The sequence below is a fragment of the Metabacillus sp. KJ11-3 genome, assembly GCF_055808295.1.
This window is the reverse complement of sequence record NZ_CM147865.1, coordinates 3,453,911-3,471,395: the sequence shown is the minus strand read 5'-3', so window position 1 is coordinate 3,471,395 and position 17,485 is coordinate 3,453,911. Positions and strand designations below refer to the sequence as shown.

Sequence of the window (17,485 nt, the reverse complement as noted above, 5' to 3'; positions counted from 1 at the left end):
TTACAAAAACTATGAAGTTTTCTAAAAAATACTATAATTTTTGTTAAAGAAGGAGAGCCAATAATCTCGCAGTAAATAGAAAGCGCTTTTTTCTCCTGATTTGTATATTTAACAAGTATATTTATTACCTTCTAATATGATCAGTGATTTATATAGAAACTAATATGCTAATCGATCATTTTCAATTAGTGGTAAAATTCAACAAAGGCAGGGAGATTCAGTTATGTCAACATTACGCGAAGAAGCATTGAAGATGCATAAAGAAAATCAAGGAAAACTTAGTGTATACTCTAAAGTCAAAGTACGGGATGCAAAAGATTTAAGTCTTGCTTATTCACCTGGTGTAGCTGAGCCTTGCTTGGAAATTCATGAGATGGAAAGCAGAGTATATGATTACACAATGAAGGGAAATCTTGTTGCCGTTGTTTCAAATGGAACTGCTGTCCTTGGGCTTGGAGATATCGGACCGAAAGCAGCTATGCCAGTTATGGAAGGAAAGGCATTGTTATTTAAAGAATTTGCAAATGTCGATGCCTTTCCTCTATGTATAAATTCGACTGATACGGATAAAATTGTTGAGCACGTCAAAATGTTAGAACCTACTTTTGGCGGAGTAAACTTAGAAGATATTGCTGCACCGCAATGCTTTGAAATTGAAGATCGTTTACGCAAAGAGTGCGATATCCCTATTTTTCATGATGATCAACATGGAACAGCTATTGTGACAGCAGCAGGACTTATTAATGCTCTTATACTCGCAAACAAAAAAATTGGGGATATTCGTGTTGTAGCAAATGGGGCTGGAGCTGCAGGCGTAGCGATTGTTAAGTTGTTGCTAAATATGGGTGTAAAAGATGTCATTTTATGTGATACAAAAGGAATTATTTATAAAGATCGTCCAGTTGGTATGAATAAATTCAAAGAAGAAATGGCAGATCTTACAAATAAAGAGCAAAAACAAGGCTCATTAGCAGATGCATTGGAAGGTGCTGATGTGTTTGTTGGGGTTTCTGCGGCAGGAGCAGTTACAAAAGAGATGGTTCGTTCGATGAATAAGAATCCAATTATTTTTGCTATGGCTAACCCGGTACCAGAAATTATGCCTGAAGAGGCAAAAGAAGCGGGAGCACTTGTTGTTGGAACTGGACGCTCTGATTTCCCAAATCAGGTGAATAATGTCCTTGCATTCCCTGGCATTTTCCGGGGGCTTTAGATGTTCGTGCGAAGGAAATTAACGAAGAAATGAAAGTTGCTGCAGTTTATGCAATTTCTGGACTAATTAACAGTGAAGAACTTCACGCTGATTATGTTATTCCGGATCCATTTGATTCAAGAGTAGCAAAACATGTTGCAGAAGCTGTTGCAGATGCAGCCATAAATTCAGGAGTTGCGAGAAAAGAATTGAATTCAAAAGAACCTAATGGGGATCTACTAGGAGTAAAATAAGTTTATGATTTATCAATAAAGCTATAAGCTTTTAAAGCCTTGAACATACTTTGATTCTATAGGGTGAGAAAAGGTGTTCAAGGCGATAAAAACATTAGTAATGTAAACGTTAACTAGAGCCTTTTAATAGATCGCTAGCAAAAGAGGAACCAAAGAGATGTTCTTAAAAGAATTAACAAATAATCGTTTGCAAACAATTACTCATTATCAAAATGAATCTTTGCAAATTTGTAAAGGTCATATTTTTAATCTTGATTTAAATAAATAAGCACTCGTTTTAAAAGATATACATGAAAAGGTGAATTCGATTCGTATTTCGGGTATTAAGGAAATTGCTTCAACATGAATCCTGGATTATGTATTATTAAGAGAGATATTTTGCTTTTTTAGCCTTCCTAATAATCTGTTTAGGTAAGGTTTTTTATATTAAATCCAGGAATTTTTTTAGGAGTGGATTCATTGTCAAAACAAAAATACAAGCTAAGTACTATCATTATTTTCTTTGTATGCTTAGTTGTTCTTATATCATTGCTCCTAACTGATTTATTAATTAGTCATACAGTTAGTGAATCTATTCGTAACAACCAGGAAGAAAAAGCAAAGATTGTATCAAGAACAGTTGCCAAATCTGAAATCGTTATAAGTGGGCTCGAGAAAGAAGATGGTGATGGTGCAATCCAAGAGTATACAGTTGATATTCAACAAGCAGCTGATGTTCTTTTTGTTGTGGTGATGGATATGAATGGAATTAGAAAATCTCATCCTCATCCAGGGGAAATTGGGAAACATTTTGTCGGTGGGGATGAAAAAACGGTATTAAATGGAAAAGAACATATCTCAATATCGAAAGGAACACTAGAGCAGTCATTACGTGCATTTACTCCTATCTATAATGATGAAAATAAACAGATAGGAGCGGTTGTAGTTGGGATATCTCTTAATAATGTTCAACAAGCACTTGAAAAAGGTCATAAAAATATCTTAATAGGATCTATTGTAGGTATTTTAGTAGGTATTGTCGGCGCAGTTTTCCTAGCAAGATATATAAAAAAGATTTTATTTGGCTTAGAACCGTTTGCCATTGCAAAAATTCATGAAGAACGAAATACGATGCTTTATTCTGTACATGAAGGGATTATTGCAGTTGACAAAAATTTAACAATAACACTAGTCAATAAATCAGCTTTACGAATATTTACGAATATCGGTTTATCGGATAATCCTGTAGGCATGAAACTAACCGACTATCTACCATTTTCAAAGCTAGACCGGGTGTTAAAAACGGGAAAGTCTGAAAAAGATGAAGAGATAGCGGTCAATGGTGTGACACTTTTAACTAATCGAGCTCCATTGATTGTCAACAAAGAAATTGTCGGAGCTATCTCAACTTTTAGGGATAAAACGGAAGTTCATCAATTGGCAGAACAATTAACAGGTGTTCGGATATATGCTGAAGCACTGCGTGCTCAGTCACATGAGTTTATGAATCGGCTCCATGTTATTCTTGGAATGGTTAGAATGGAATTTTATGATGAGTTAATGGATTTTATAAATGAAATTGTTGATCATCGTGTAAACGAAGTTAGTTATGTGACTAAAAATATTAAAGATCCTGTCCTCGCTGGATTTATTATGGGCAAGCTTAGTACTGCAAGGGAAAATAAGGTAGAGATGAAAATAGATAATGAGACAATTATACCAAAACCTAGCGAGGATCATGTGACTCATGAATTAATTACCATTATCGGAAATGTCATAGATAATGCGATAGAAGCAATGAGTGAAATGAAGGAAAAGAAGCTGCAGGTAAAGTTAAACTATAATAAAAATCAACTATTAATTAAAGTCAGAGATTCAGGTCCGGGGATCAAAGAAGAACAGTTTACTCACATATTTAATAAAGGGTATTCGACAAAGGGACAAAATCGCGGCTACGGTTTATATTTAGTGAGCAAAAGTGTCGAAACATTAGGAGGATCCATTCAACTAAATTTAAGTGTTGAAAAAGGCACAGAGTTTATCATTCAAATTCCTTACAACCGATAGGAGGAGACAAATGATTAATGTTCTAATTGTAGATGATGACCCAATGGTAGCAGAGTTTAATAAGCGATACTTAAAAGAAATTAATGGGTTCTTTTTAGTTGGTGTGGCACATTCGGTAAATGAAGCGACAAAAATCATTAACAATCAAAAAGTTGATCTAGTCCTTTTAGATATCTACATGCCTGGCGAAAATGGGCTAACTTTATTAAGTAAAATTAGAAAAGAAAAAATAGAATTAGATGTCATTTTAATTACTGCTGCATCTGACGTAGATAAAATTCAAACAGCTTTAAGATATGGAGCTGTAGATTATTTAATTAAACCATTTGAATTTGAGAGGTTCCATCAAGCACTTATCTCTTATAAAGAAAAGTTCTTCATACTAAGTCAACAAAGTAAGATGAAGCAAAAGGACTTAGACGAGCTCTTCCTAGTAAAACAGGATGAATTAACTGTGACTGAACCATTGAAGCCTCTGCCGAAAGGATTATCTAAAAAGACTTTAACTATCGTTTTTAATGCTATTAAAGGACAAGGGAATCATCCGTTTACGACAGATGAAATTGCAGAAATCACTGATATTTCTAGAGTTTCAATCCGAAAGTATTTAAAATTCTTAAATGAGATTCATGTTATTGATGAAACATTAACCTATGGTATAGGTAGACCTCTTTATTCTTATATGTTTAATGAAGAATACGAATCGATTCTTGTGTAATATGAGTAATTAAAAAGAGCAGCGAGGGCTGCTTTTTTTAATTACAAAAGACTTCAATAATTACAAAAGGTATAAATTGATTGAATTTTTAAGTAATATTGGTTCATAAAATGTAAGCGATTACTATAAATGAGTCAATGACAAGCCATTGTTTCAGACGGAACAACATCCTGGGGACTTAGTTTGGAAGAGAAGCAATTTTATTATTAATGAAGGCTGTTTTTGTACTTTGTTGCTTTTAAATTATATTTACTCTTAAAACCTGGATTGATTTCCGTTGCAGGTACTCGCTTTCCGCGGGTGGTCTCAGGAGCCTCCTCAGTGCTTTGCACTTGTGCGGGGTCTCCCTTAACACGCTTCTCCCGCAGGAGTCTCGTACCTTCCCGCTCCAATCAACAGCTGTTCAAATTTGTTACTTGTAAAAACAACAATCTTTACGAAAAGAGCCTTAATGAAAAATTAAATCTTGAAATCATGACTTGAAGAAGCAATAAGAATTCAGTCGCAAGCTTCAGTATGAACCAGTGCTTTCATACTGAGCGGAGAATTAAATCTATGGAAGTGAGGGGTTTATTAATGGAACAAACAGCAAAAAAAATCTCCTTTGAAACAGACACAAAGGTAAATCAGTTAGATCCAAAATCAAAAATAACAGTATTTAATACACCAGTTTTATGGTTTGGACTATTTGCAGCGATCACATTAGTTAGTATGTATACTGGTAACTTACCAGGGGGAATGATTGGTAGTTTACTAGTGATGATTGTATTAGGTGAAGTATTTGGCTGGATTGGCGATCGCACACCAATTATGAAAACGTTTTTAGGTGGGGGGGCCATCTTAGCGATCTTTGGGTCTGCTTACATGGTATACAGCGGGTTGCTTCCAGAATCAATCACAACATCTGTTACAGATTTCATGCAAACAGGCGGCTTTCTAGATTTTTATATTGCGGCGTTAATTACAGGGAGTATTTTGGGAATGAATTCAAAAATCTTAGTAAAAGTAGGTTTACGTTATTTCCTTCCCATCTTTGGTGCTGTGATTGGTGCCATGATACTAGCAGGTATTATCGGTTCCTTAGTAGGTTTTACACTTCAGGACGCGATATTAGTTATTACACTGCCGATTATGGGCGGCGGAATGGGTGCTGGTGCTGTGCCGATGAGTCAAATCTATTCTGAAATGTTAGGAAATGAACCAAGCTATTATATTTCAATGCTCGTACCGGCACTAGCTCTAGGAAATGTATTCGCGATTGTTCTTGCAAGTGTGTTAGATATGGTAGGCAAAAAATTCCCATCACTATCAGGTGATGGACAATTGGTTAAAGGATTTAAGTATGAGAAACCTCAACAAAAATATGACATTAAAAAAATGGGTGTAGGGTTATTGGCTGCATTAGCTTTCTTTACACTTGGAAATCTTTTAGGAGCGTTTATACCATTACATCCATATGCAATTATGATTATTTTAATTGCGCTTATGAAGGTTGCAAATATAATCCCACCAATTGTACTTGATGGTGCTAGTCAGTGGTATCAGTTTGTAGCAAGTAACTGGACATTTGCACTATTATTTGGAATCGGTGTTGCATACACAGATTTAAATACTGTAATTGAAGCACTCACACTTCAATATATTCTAACAGTATTTGGTGTCGTATTAGGAGCAATTATTGGAGCGGGTCTTTTAGGGAAATTAGTAGGTTTCTATCCAATTGAAGCAGCGATTACAGCAGGTTTATGTATGGCTAACATGGGTGGAACCGGTGATGTTGCGGTGTTATCTGCAGCAAAAAGAATGGAATTAATGCCATTTGCGCAAATTTCATCGAGATTAGGAGGAGCGTTGATTTTACTACTTTCCGGCCTGATCATACCACTGCTCGTTTAATAAATACAAGAAAAGCATTGGGGGATATCCTCAATGCTTCTTTTATGTGCCAGACATGTTAAAGTACTTCATGTATCCAAAGTAGGCCATACCAAATTCAATCAAAAATGAAATGACCGAGAAAAGGATAGATAACTTCCACTTGTTCCCTTTTATATAGTGATTTAAAAACAATATAGCAGCAAGAGAAGTTGGTATAAATGTATACGAGAGTATATCTCCAATTCTACCTTTATTAGGATCAAGAATATGAAAAAAATTTGAAATCATTAAACCGAAAATTATATAGTTTTGAACTTGAAGGTGAAATTGTTGGATGGGTAGGTATTGAAATTAGTAGTTTAATTGAGTGTGAAATAAAACATTAAACATATTGCAGTATCTTCAGTTCAAAGAGGAAAGGGTATTGGTAGTAAAATGATTAATTATATTACTGAGCAATATCCATTAATTTCTGCTGAGACGGATAATGATGCAGTGGATTTCTATCGGTATTTTGATTTCGAGATAACAAGTCTAGGTGAAAAATATCCAGGTGTAGAACGATTTCTATGTGAATATAAAAAGCAATGATCTTTTTGAATTAATGGGAAGCGTTAGTTTTACAAAATAATGGTTTTCAGGAACCGGAGCGCAATTGCTAAAAATCTAATTTCACTTTTTATCTAATTAAACTAAGTTAAATGCTTTTTCAGTGGGCTATATTAATGAACAGTTTTAAAGAGAGGGAGAAAACTCCCTATTAGTCTTTAAGTCTTAACTTCATGTAAAATATCTAATAACACAACAAATTAGAGTAGTTAAAACGTCTCTTGGCTTGGTGAATTTCACAATAATTAATAGTGTGCAGTTCCCTTAAATAGCAAAAGAGTGACCTTCAGCAAACAGAGCGTAGCAGAAAAAGAAACGCACGCTCTTCAATTTTGACGAAGATTTGTTTCTTGAAAGAATTCTTACTCACCTTGAGAGATGAGTAAGAGAAAAAGTGCTAGAAAATAGTCGGCACCATGCCTCCATCCATACGGATCGGAGAACCTTTAAAAGCGGAAGCATAAGGGCTACATATAAAGGCAGTTAATCTACCTATCTCAGTTGGCCTGATAAATCGTTGGATTTCAGACTGAGGTAGATTTGTAGTCATAAATTCTTTCTCTTTTTCTGAAAATGTCATATCTTCATTAGGGTACAACCCCTCAATTATTTGATGCACATTTTCGGAGAGTGATGGTCCCGGCAAGATCGTATTGACAGTAACTTCTTTTCCTATTGTTAATTTAGATAGGCTTTTTGACAATGATAATAGCATTGATTTTGTCATACAATATTGAGGCATTTGTCCCGAAGGCATAACGGCTTCTTCACTCGCAATAAAGATAATTCGACCAAAATTATTTTTGATCATTTTAGGTAAGTAAAACTTAGATAATCCATTTGCGGCAAGAACATTCGTATGAATATACTTTTCCCATACTTCGTCGTCGACGTCCTCATATTTCATCATTTCATAAATCCCCATATTGTTAACTAAGATATCGATTTGGGGATGTTCTTTAAATAATGCTTCCCTTTGTTGAATATCTACAATATCGGCAGTAGCATTTTGCGGGAAGGTATCTGGGAACCCAAACTTAATTTCTTTTACGGTTCGTTCTACCTCTTCGTCATTTCGTCCATTAATTAGTACATTAACACCTTCTTTTGCAAGTTCAATGGCAATTGCTTTACCGATCCCTCTTGTTGATCCAGTGACTAAAGCTGTTTTATTTTTTAATTCCATATCCATCATACTTGCTCCTTTTAGCTTTGAAAAATAATCCTTTTATTTTGTAGTTATTATTTAGTTATCCGGCTGTTCATCAGTGTTTATAAGTAAACTAGTCAATTAATCAAGTTTGCACCGAGATGTTCTGTACGCCATTTTAAAGGGGTAGCACCTTCCCAAAGATGAAAGGCGCGGTAGAATGAGTTTTGGTCTTCATATCCAATCAAAAAGGCGACCTCTTTAATATCAAGTGACGGGTCTGCCAGGTACTCTCTTGCCTGCTCATGTCGAACTTTTGTTAACAAATCGTTGAAGCCCGTGCCTTCTTCAGTAAGCCGCCGCTGCAAGGTACGATCACTTATCCCTAACTCGCTCGCAATAGTCTGAATGTCAGGGCGACCTCCTGTTAGGCTGCGTTTCATGATCCACTTAACCGTCTCTGTAATTGAGGGGCTGCGTGGCTGCTTATTCAACGATTGTTCGAGTACCGGAGTCAGTATCTCCAGCAATTCGGCATTGTACGAGACAAAGGGGCGATCTAGATCTGCTCGATGTAAAGTCAACCGATTACAATTTGTACCGATCTGAATTTGGCAGCCAAAGTAATCTTCAATTATCTGTAAGTCGCCAATTGAATGGGAAGAAAATTCGACGAACTTTGCTGTCAAAGGTTGGCCTGTGCCTCGGCGTCCCAGCTCGAGTAAAAATGCCAACGTAATACCAATAAGAATGGGTAGACCGGGTTGTTCACTATGCGATGATTCTATTTCAATTGTACAGTGTTCACCTTCCTCGGTGATATGTATGCTTTCAGGAGGGCACAGTTGTTTATACCTGGCCATTCGCTTTAAAGCATCACGGTAGTCACGAGCATGGTAAGTTGCTAAGACAGTCGGGGGAAAATGATCTGTTTCAAAGGATGTCGCAAGCTTGATGATTCCTTTGGCAGTATCATCAATGAGATCGGAATAAGCCTGCCAGATCGCAAAATATTGAGCTGTGGTGACAACAGGATCAGAAATAATAGTGATTGGCAATTGTGCTTTTCGAACCACGTCATGGGCGACTATGCCCAATTGATGTAATCCTGCCCAAAATCCTGCCGGAATTTTAATACGATCAGAGGTATTCAACGTCATATATATGAGCCTCCTTTATCTATTTACATAAGTATTTTTAAGCGTAATTTGTCTCCTTCTTTGCTAACGTTACAGTTTAATAGTACCTCTTAAGCGATGCCTTGTAACTAGCAAATGGCGACAAAACACTTGCTAACTACGCCATATTTTAAGGAAAACGCCAGACATACATAAGGGTTTTTATTCTAAATTTTTGGTCAGTTTGTTGCAGCTCTATCTTATTTTCACTATTCAGCGAACGAGAGCTATTCTTGAGTAAAGATATGCGCTTTTTAACATGATAAAGGCTGGTAATGAAGCATTAAATATGCACAGAAGAAAATTGTGAGTAATTCATAATTTTTGGAAAACAACACCTTACAAAAATGCTTACATTGAAAATATATAAAAAATCAAAAATTGTCATTCCGATGAAGCTAATCCACTAAATGTCTTGTCATGTTTATTCCAGGGAATTGAATGGACCAGTTTTATTAAATGTTAAGATGGATTCTCTAAATATTTGTGTCAAGCGGTTGACCTACAAAAAAGGATGACATATAATTTCCTTGTAAGGGTTTTCTAAAGTGATTTATTACGTATAGATAGTGGAAATTAAAAGATTCATAACTTTGACTTCTGAAGTATTCAAATTTTTTTAATGATATGTCATCCGGTTAACATGTCTGAGGTTTTTCTTCCAGCTATATCAAGGAAAAGGTATTTTATGAACAAACATACTAAATTGATAGGAGAATCTACTTATGGCTAGTAAAAATTATTACGACGTAACAGAGTGGCCTGTCGGTAATCCGTATGAGGATATTGGTGAGGTAATCAATAGCATTATAGCAGATATTAAAAGTAGGCAAACGGACACTGATTTGAATAAAGGCGGAAAGCCGGGGGCGGTTATCTATATTCCACCGGGAGATTATCATCTTGGCAGCCAAGTAGTTATAGACATCAGCTATCTTAAAATCATGGGTTCTGGACACGGGTTTACATCTTCGAGTATTCGTTTTAACACTTCTGAGAATGAATGGTCTGATTTGCATGAATTGTGGCCGGGAGGAAGTCGTATACTCGTAGATATTCCCCTAGGAGTAAATGACGAGGATTATAAAGGAGCTGCATTTTATGTTGAACGAAGTGGAAATCCCCGAATAAGTTCGGTAGAGTTTTCTAACTTTTGTATTGATGGTTTGCATTTTATTGAAGATGGCTCAGGAGAAACAAATCCGGAAAACACATACACTAACGGGAAAACGGGTATTTATGTTGCAAGTGCTTGTGACTCTTTTAGGATTACAGGCATGGGGTTTGTGTATTTAGAGCATGGAATTACTATTTATCATGCAGATGCACTGACTATACATGATAATTTCATAGCTGAATGTGGGAACTGTATAGAACTACGAGGATGGGGACAGGCTTCAAAAATAACCGATAATTTAATAGGGGCCGGTTTTAAAGGATATTCTATTTATGCGCAAAATTTTGGTGGACTTTTGATTACAGCGAATAATGTTTTTCCACGAGGTGCGAGCAGTATCTATTTTGATGGCGTGACACGTTCCAGTATCACAAATAATAGACTTCATTCTTTTTATCCAGGTATGGTGGTATTCAGGGAAAATTGTTCGGAAAATTTGGTTTCTTCAAATCACTTTTTACGTGACCATGAACCTTGGACTCCTTTTCAGGGAATAGACAATGGTTTAGATGATTTATATGGTCTTCTCTATATTAGTGGCAATAATAATTCTGTAATTGGTAATCACTTTTCTGAAGTAATGAATACTCAGAACATCAAGCCAGTAGGCGCAACACCTGTAATCATACGTATTGTTTCTGGGAAAGGAAATTATATATCTACTAATCATGTTGTTGCCACAGAGGTTCATGCCAAGATTAGTGATTCTTGTTTCTCTGCGCAAGTAGACGCTTTGTTGACTACCGAAGCATCAGAGCCGCTTACCGTAACCACAGTTTTGGTAGAAAAAGAATCGATACAAAATACGATTCTTGATTCGGGCAGTGATGCACAGGTTGTTATGGAAAAGACTGAAAATGCATTCAGAGCCACTCCAACGTCAGGAGCATAATAATATATTAACTATGTTTTTTTGTAGTTTTGTCCAAAGTTTCAATTGCAAGTCGGACACTTGATTTATTTTGTTTGTCATTTGTTTTTCGGGGTGCTTCCGAGTGATGGAAGTGCCTCTACTTAAAGTGTTTCCTAAACAAGGGAATGTCTCTTTAGGAAGATTACAAAAAATGTCTTCTTTTTAAGTTTAAAAATCCCTTCAATATCTTCGTAACAACAAGCCAGCTTTACTTCTTTTAACGAAGTAAATGAATGATAGGAAAGTTGCAAGTTATATTATATGAGAAGATGAAATTTTCTAAATACTTATGTCAAGCGGTTGACCTACTAATAAGGATGACATATAATTCTCTTGTAAGGATACCCAAAGTGGTTTATTAAGAAAGATATTCAAAATGATAAGAATCAAAATATTGACTATTGTGGTATTCACATTTTTTTTGAATGGATATGTCAGCCGGTTGATATATAAAGGAATATTCCTACCTATAAGAAAGAGTAACATTAATGAATGTTATAAATTTCAGTTAAAGTAAACAAATGTAAAACGAGTATTTGTAAGCGATACCATAAAGGGGGTGGTGAGAAAAGTTTTATTTAAGATTTTTTCTTAGAGCTTTAATGATCAAGTATATGGAACGCAAATTTATAAGAAAGGGTGATAATGTGAATCAAAGAATTAATAAGTCTTTTATCCATGTATTTATTACTTTGATCCTAATGATTCAATTGTTCATCTCATCATTAGGAACGGTAAACGCCGCATCTCTTCCAGTGGTTAATGACGAGAGTTACCGTCCTGGTTATCATTTTACTCCTATGAAAAATTGGATGAATGATCCCAATGGAATGGTCTATTATAACGGTGAATATCACTTGTTTTATCAGCATAACCCTACTGATAAAGTGTGGGGACCTATGTATTGGGGCCATGCGATTAGCAAGGACTTAGTAAACTGGGAGCATTATCCTATTGCGATTTATCCTGATGAAAATGGGTTTGCTTGGTCAGGTAGCGCTGTTGTTGATGAGAATAACACATCAGGTTTAGGAACAGATGAAAATCCCCCGATGGTTGCTCTTTATACGAGTGAAAATGGTGGTGATAATCAACATGTAAGTGCTACATATAGTCTTGACAATGGTCGGACATGGACAACATATGAACAAAATCCAATTATAAAAATGCCAAATGAATTGAAAGCAAGTAATGATGGTTCAGGTGTTTTCAGAGATCCAAAGGTGTTTTGGCATGAGCAAAGTAACCAATGGATCTTTGTTATTACTAGTGGAAAAAGGGTGGATTTCTACTCATCTAGCAATCTTCTAGAGTGGAAAAAAGTAGGGGAATTCTCTGATCCTAAAGCAGCTGAGATTGGAAGTTGGGAATGTCCTGATTTATTTGAGTTGCCATTATATGATGGTAACGGAAATAAAATAGGCTCAAAATGGGTTTTAACTCTAAGTATTAACCCAACACCAACTGGTGGAACGGGAATGCACTATTATGTAGGTGACTTTAATGGCGGTACTTTTACTCCAGATAAAAAGATGGATGAATTATTGTGGGCAGATTATGGGGCTGATTTTTATGCTGGTGTAACATGGAGCGATACGGTTAACTCCCCTAATGATAGTCAAAAAGTTTGGTTGGGATGGATGAATAATCCAGCTCAATATGCAGGGGAAATTCCAACTTCGTCTTGGAGAGGAGCTATGTCAATACCACGAGAGCTTTCTTTAGTTGAGATGGATGGCGGGATACGATTGAAACAAGAACCAGTAGAAGAATTAAACCAGTTAAGAGATACTTCAAATATGGTGGAAATAAAAAATCAAAAAATCTCAGCTGATAATGTTTTAAAAGATCTTGAAGCTGAAATGTTTGAGATTGAGGCAGAATTCAACCTTACGGATGCCACTGCAACTGATTTAGGGTTTCTAGTTCGGAAAGGGGAAAGCGAAGAAACAAACATCTCGTACAATATCAAAGATAAAAAACTTACTGTAGATCGATCAAAATCAGGTGAAACAGATTTTGATGAAAACTTTCCTACCATACAACATACTGATTTAAATGTTTTGAACGGAATTTTAACGATTAAGTTATTAGTAGACCGCTCATCTGTTGAGGTATTTGCAGAGGAAGGAACGGCTGTTTTTACAAATCAAATTTTCCCAAATGATTCAAGTAGAAAGATAGAGTTATATTCAAAGGGTGGGGAAGTTACACTGAATTCATTGTCCTTTTACCCTTTAAAAGAGGCAACATTTACAAAAAATCAAGAAGATTTTGATAAGAATAGCCTCCCAAATACGATCGAAAACCCCAATTTTGAAACAGGAGATTTAACAGGCTGGACTGTTACTGGCTCAGCATTTAGATCACCTGTCACAGATGTAACTAATTTCTGGGGAGGGCCTTTTGAACATGAAGGCACGTTTCATGCATGGGGGTTTCAGGGAGCAACGACTGATGATAAGTCAGATTTAAGAGCTGGAATCATGAAATCATCCACCTTTATTCTGGATGGAAACGGACAGATTGATTTTTTAGTCGGTGGAGGACAGGACATTAATAACTTATATGTAGCACTTGTTAAGGCTTCTACTGGAGAAGAGTTAATGAAAGCAACTGGAGCTAATACAGAAAAATATCGCCGAGTGAAGTGGGATGCATCGGAATATCTTGGTGAAGCTCTTTATATCAAAGTTGTTGATCACCACTCTGGGGGATTTGGACATATTAACGTCGATGATTTTCATGTTTTAAATGAAGAAGTAATCATCGGAAATACCTTAAAAAACCCCGGTTTTGAAACAGGAGATTTAACAGGGTGGACTGCTACTGGAAATGCATTTGAAGGTACTGTTTCAAGTCAAGAAACATATTGGGACACAGCAGTTCCTTTTGAGCATCAAGGAAACTACCATCTATGGGGCTTTCAAGGAGTACCACCTGAAGAAGCTGATAGGAGAACCGGAACATTAACGTCAAACACTTTTAAATTAGCTGGCAATGGAGAAGTTTCTTTCCTCTTAGGTGGAGGAGATGAGATGGATGGGACGAAAAAGTATGATTTATATGTGGCACTGGTTCGTGCTTCTGATGGAAAAGAGTTATTTAAAGCAACTGGACCTGAATCAGAAACATACAAGCGTATGACGTGGGACGCAAAGGAATACTTGGGTGAAAATGTGTATATTAAAATAGTTGATCAACATACAGGAGGGTTTGGACATATTAATGTCGATGATTTTCAAGTGAGAAATGGAGGTATGATCCACCATTGGACGTTCAATCAAAGTGAAGGGAATACAGTAAAGGATGAAGTTTCAGGTAAGAATCAAAAAGTTGAATATGTTTTTTCAGATGCTAAATATAAACCTTCCTCTGATCCATTATGGAGAAAAGGTGTAGAAAAAAACGGGCTTCTTTTTGATGGATATTCTACCTATATTAAACAGGCGGCGCCCCAATCTATACAGCCTAGTGATGCGATGACAATCGAAGCCTGGGTTGCACCTCGTTCTTATGAATGGGGGGATCTTGGACAATTATCTGCTATTGTTAATCAGCAAAATAAAGCTCAAGGTGAAGGGTATATTTTAGGGATGGGGAGACATGGAAAATGGTCTTTTCAAGCTGGTTTAAATGGAGAATGGAAAGAGGTATGGGCGGAAGAAGATAAAGTACTGGAAAAAGATAAGTGGTCATATATTGTTGCAACTTTTGATCAGGAAGCAAAAAAAATGAAGATCTTTTTAAACGGGGAGTTAGCAGGTGAGGTTGCTACACCTAAAAATGCAACAATAACAGCCTCTGACAAGGATCTATTAATTGGAAAGCACAACACAGCTGCCATATTGGGACCATTTACTGCTAATATGTTTAACGGAATGATAGATGAGTTAAAAATCCACAACAAAGCGTTAACTGCCGAAGAAGTAAAAAACAACTATGATCAAATAATTGACAATCAAAAGAATCATCAATTACCAAGACCTGATTTATCTTTTGATCGAAGTGTATATGATGGAGATCGTTATCGACCTCAATACCATTTTCTTTCTCCAGGTCATTGGATGAATGAGCCACATGCACCTTTTGAGTATAATGGAAAATATCATATTTTCTATCAGCATAACCCGCAGGGACCATATTGGCACCAAATTCATTGGGGTCACGCAGTTAGTGAAGATATGGTTCATTGGGAGGATGCTCCTGTCGCTTTGGCTCCATCAGGGGTATCACCAGACGGAGTATGGTCAGGCTCTGCACACTTCGATAAAAATGGAGATCCTGCATTGTTTTTCACAGCTGGAGATGATAGTAAAACACCAAATCAAATGACTGGCCTGGCAACACCAACAGATGTAACGGATCCGATGTTAGAGGATTGGAAGATGCTGTCTAATCCTGTTACTATTCAAGCTCCTGATTTACCAGCGGAGGAAGGAAAGGTCATGTTCGGCCAATTCCGTGATCCGTTTGTATGGAAAGATGGAGATACATGGTATCAAATTGTTGGTTCTGGTATTGAAAATATTGGTGGAACCGCATTACTCTATACATCAAAGGATATGAAAAATTGGAAATACGAAGGACCATTCTTTGTAGGGGATTCAAAAGCATACCCTAAGACAGGCGATGTGTGGGAATTACCGGTACTGCTACCACTTGGAGAAGATGAAAATGGAGATCAAAAATATGCCTTTTTCATTAATCCTTGGTTTAAGAATTATAGTGAACATAATGTGAAGTATGTATTCCATTGGGTTGGTTCATGGGATAAAGAAAACAACAAATTTATTCCGGATCATGAGGAACCTAAGCTATTTGACTATGGTGTACATTTTACTGGTCCAAGTGGAATGATCGATGAAAGCGGGCGCTCTATATTATTTAGTATTGCACAAGATCGTAGAACAGAACAGCAGCACTATGACGCTGGATGGGCTCATAATGCAGGCTTACCTTTAGAATTGTCTTTATTAAAAAATGGAGAGCTTGGTATCGAACCGATTAAAGAATTAGAGAGCTTACGTGGAGAAAAGGTAATTAAAATGAAAAATAAATCCCTAAAAAAAGCGAATAAGTTACTAGCGGATGTCAAGGGTGATATGTTAGAAATAGTTCTTGAGATCAAAGGGAAATCAAATGAAAAGTATGGGATAAAGGTACGTCAATCGGATGATTCTTCTGAAGAAGTCAGCCTATATTTCGATGAAGCAACTGAAAAATTTGGAGTAGATGCAACAAAAATGAGTTTAGATCCTGATATTGAAAAAACAAGTAGTGAAGGTGACCTTACACTCGATGGAGAAAATCTAAAGCTTCATATCTACTTAGACAGATCGATGATTGAAGCCTATGCCAATGGGAAAAAGAGTATAACAACTAGAGCATATCCTACGAGAGCTGATTCTCTGGGCATTGAGCTATGGAGCGAAAGTGGAAAAGCGAAGGTTGTGTCTATGGAAGTATTTGAAATGGGTTCAGCCTATAGTAATAAAGTTGAACCGGCTTATTATGAGGAGGAAGCTCCAGAAGAAGAAATACCACATAGTGAGCTATTAAATCATGATTTTCAATCTGGTGACTTAACTGGCTGGACAGTTTTAGAAGGAAATGCCTTCACAGACGACCATGTTACGAATAAAAATGATTGGGGCTGGGGAGGTCCATTCGGACAGGCGACAACATCAATAGACCCGAGTCGATATCATCTATGGGGCTTTCATCCGGATCATGGAGGAGATGAGGCGACAGGTGTGATCAAATCTGAAAACTTTATTTTGGGGGGAGATGGTCAGATTGACTTTTTAACCTCTGGAGGAGCCGATGACAAGCTTTTATACATTGCACTTGTTGACGCAGAAACAAATGATATTTTAATGAAAGCTACTGGTCATAATGGTGAATCTTATCGTCGTGTCTTTTGGGATGCATCGGAATATATAGGGAAAGATTTATATATTCAAGTGGTTGATAAACACACAGGTGGATGGGGCCATATAAATCTAGATGACGTGAATGTTCCAGTTCATAAGGAAGTAGCGTCGGAAGAAGGAAGTACCAAACCAGATAAAGTACGAGAAAAACCTGGTTCAGGAGAGGATAAAAACCAAGGAAAGAAGAAGCATTAGAACAGACACCTAATGTCTACGAGAGGGATTCTGCAGAAGACAAAATGAAATGGATAAAGCATCCATTCAAATCCTCTCTTAACTGATAGGAGCAGTTTTTCTAGTTTGCGGTAGGGGATATTAATCAAAAAAATAATAGTAATGAACCCATACCTTTCTGATTACCAGAAAGGTATTTTTTTTCATGGACAATAATAAGAGGTTACTAAGTGGACGATTAAATTAAATGTGTTTTATAT

Annotated in this window: 8 protein-coding genes and 1 pseudogene; 7 read left to right on the top strand and 2 right to left on the bottom strand. The window is 36.6% G+C overall.

What is annotated here, in order from left to right; genetic code table 11:
- The first annotated feature begins 223 nt into the window (after positions 1–223).
- The 5 genes and pseudogenes from ystJ to AC0L8O_RS17245 all read left to right on the top strand — a co-directional run bounded on the left by ystJ (position 224) and on the right by AC0L8O_RS17245 (position 6,679).
- A pseudogene (gene ystJ / locus AC0L8O_RS17265) lies at positions 224–1,446 on the top strand (NADP-dependent malic enzyme).
- 459 nt (positions 1,447–1,905) lie between these two features.
- Positions 1,906–3,492: a DcuS/MalK family sensor histidine kinase gene (dcuS, locus tag AC0L8O_RS17260; protein WP_473444055.1), complete on the top strand. Its 1,587-nt coding sequence runs from the start codon at positions 1,906–1,908 to the stop codon at positions 3,490–3,492.
- A gap of 10 nt (positions 3,493–3,502) precedes the next feature.
- Complete coding sequence (locus AC0L8O_RS17255; protein WP_473444053.1) at positions 3,503–4,210, top strand: response regulator; 708 nt, start codon at positions 3,503–3,505, stop codon at positions 4,208–4,210.
- Between the two features lie 576 nt (positions 4,211–4,786).
- A complete protein-coding gene (locus AC0L8O_RS17250) occupies positions 4,787–6,106 on the top strand; it encodes a 2-hydroxycarboxylate transporter family protein (protein ID WP_473444052.1) in 1,320 nt (439 codons plus the stop codon).
- A gap of 417 nt (positions 6,107–6,523) precedes the next feature.
- A complete protein-coding gene (locus AC0L8O_RS17245) occupies positions 6,524–6,679 on the top strand; it encodes a hypothetical protein (protein WP_473444050.1) in 156 nt (51 codons plus the stop codon).
- A 415-nt stretch (positions 6,680–7,094) separates the two neighbouring features.
- Here AC0L8O_RS17245 and AC0L8O_RS17240 read toward each other — a convergent pair whose 3' ends face one another.
- Together AC0L8O_RS17240 and AC0L8O_RS17235 are read right to left on the bottom strand one after the other, a co-directional pair.
- Positions 7,095–7,889 (bottom strand): SDR family NAD(P)-dependent oxidoreductase, encoded by a 795-nt coding sequence (locus tag AC0L8O_RS17240; RefSeq protein ID WP_473448983.1) that lies wholly within the window; start codon positions 7,887–7,889, stop codon positions 7,095–7,097.
- Between the two features lie 95 nt (positions 7,890–7,984).
- Positions 7,985–9,007: a helix-turn-helix transcriptional regulator gene (locus AC0L8O_RS17235; protein ID WP_473444048.1), complete on the bottom strand. Its 1,023-nt coding sequence runs from the start codon at positions 9,005–9,007 to the stop codon at positions 7,985–7,987.
- 743 nt (positions 9,008–9,750) lie between these two features.
- Here AC0L8O_RS17235 and AC0L8O_RS17230 point away from each other — a divergent pair.
- Both AC0L8O_RS17230 and AC0L8O_RS17225 read left to right on the top strand, forming a co-directional pair.
- On the top strand, positions 9,751–11,094 hold the full coding sequence (locus AC0L8O_RS17230; RefSeq protein ID WP_473444046.1) for a NosD domain-containing protein: 1,344 nt from the start codon (positions 9,751–9,753) through the stop codon (positions 11,092–11,094).
- 668 nt (positions 11,095–11,762) lie between these two features.
- Positions 11,763–17,246 carry a GH32 C-terminal domain-containing protein gene (locus AC0L8O_RS17225; protein ID WP_473444044.1) on the top strand — a complete coding sequence of 1,828 codons (5,484 nt, stop codon included), beginning with the start codon at positions 11,763–11,765 and terminating at the stop codon, positions 17,244–17,246.
- The last annotated feature ends 239 nt before the right edge of the window (positions 17,247–17,485 follow it).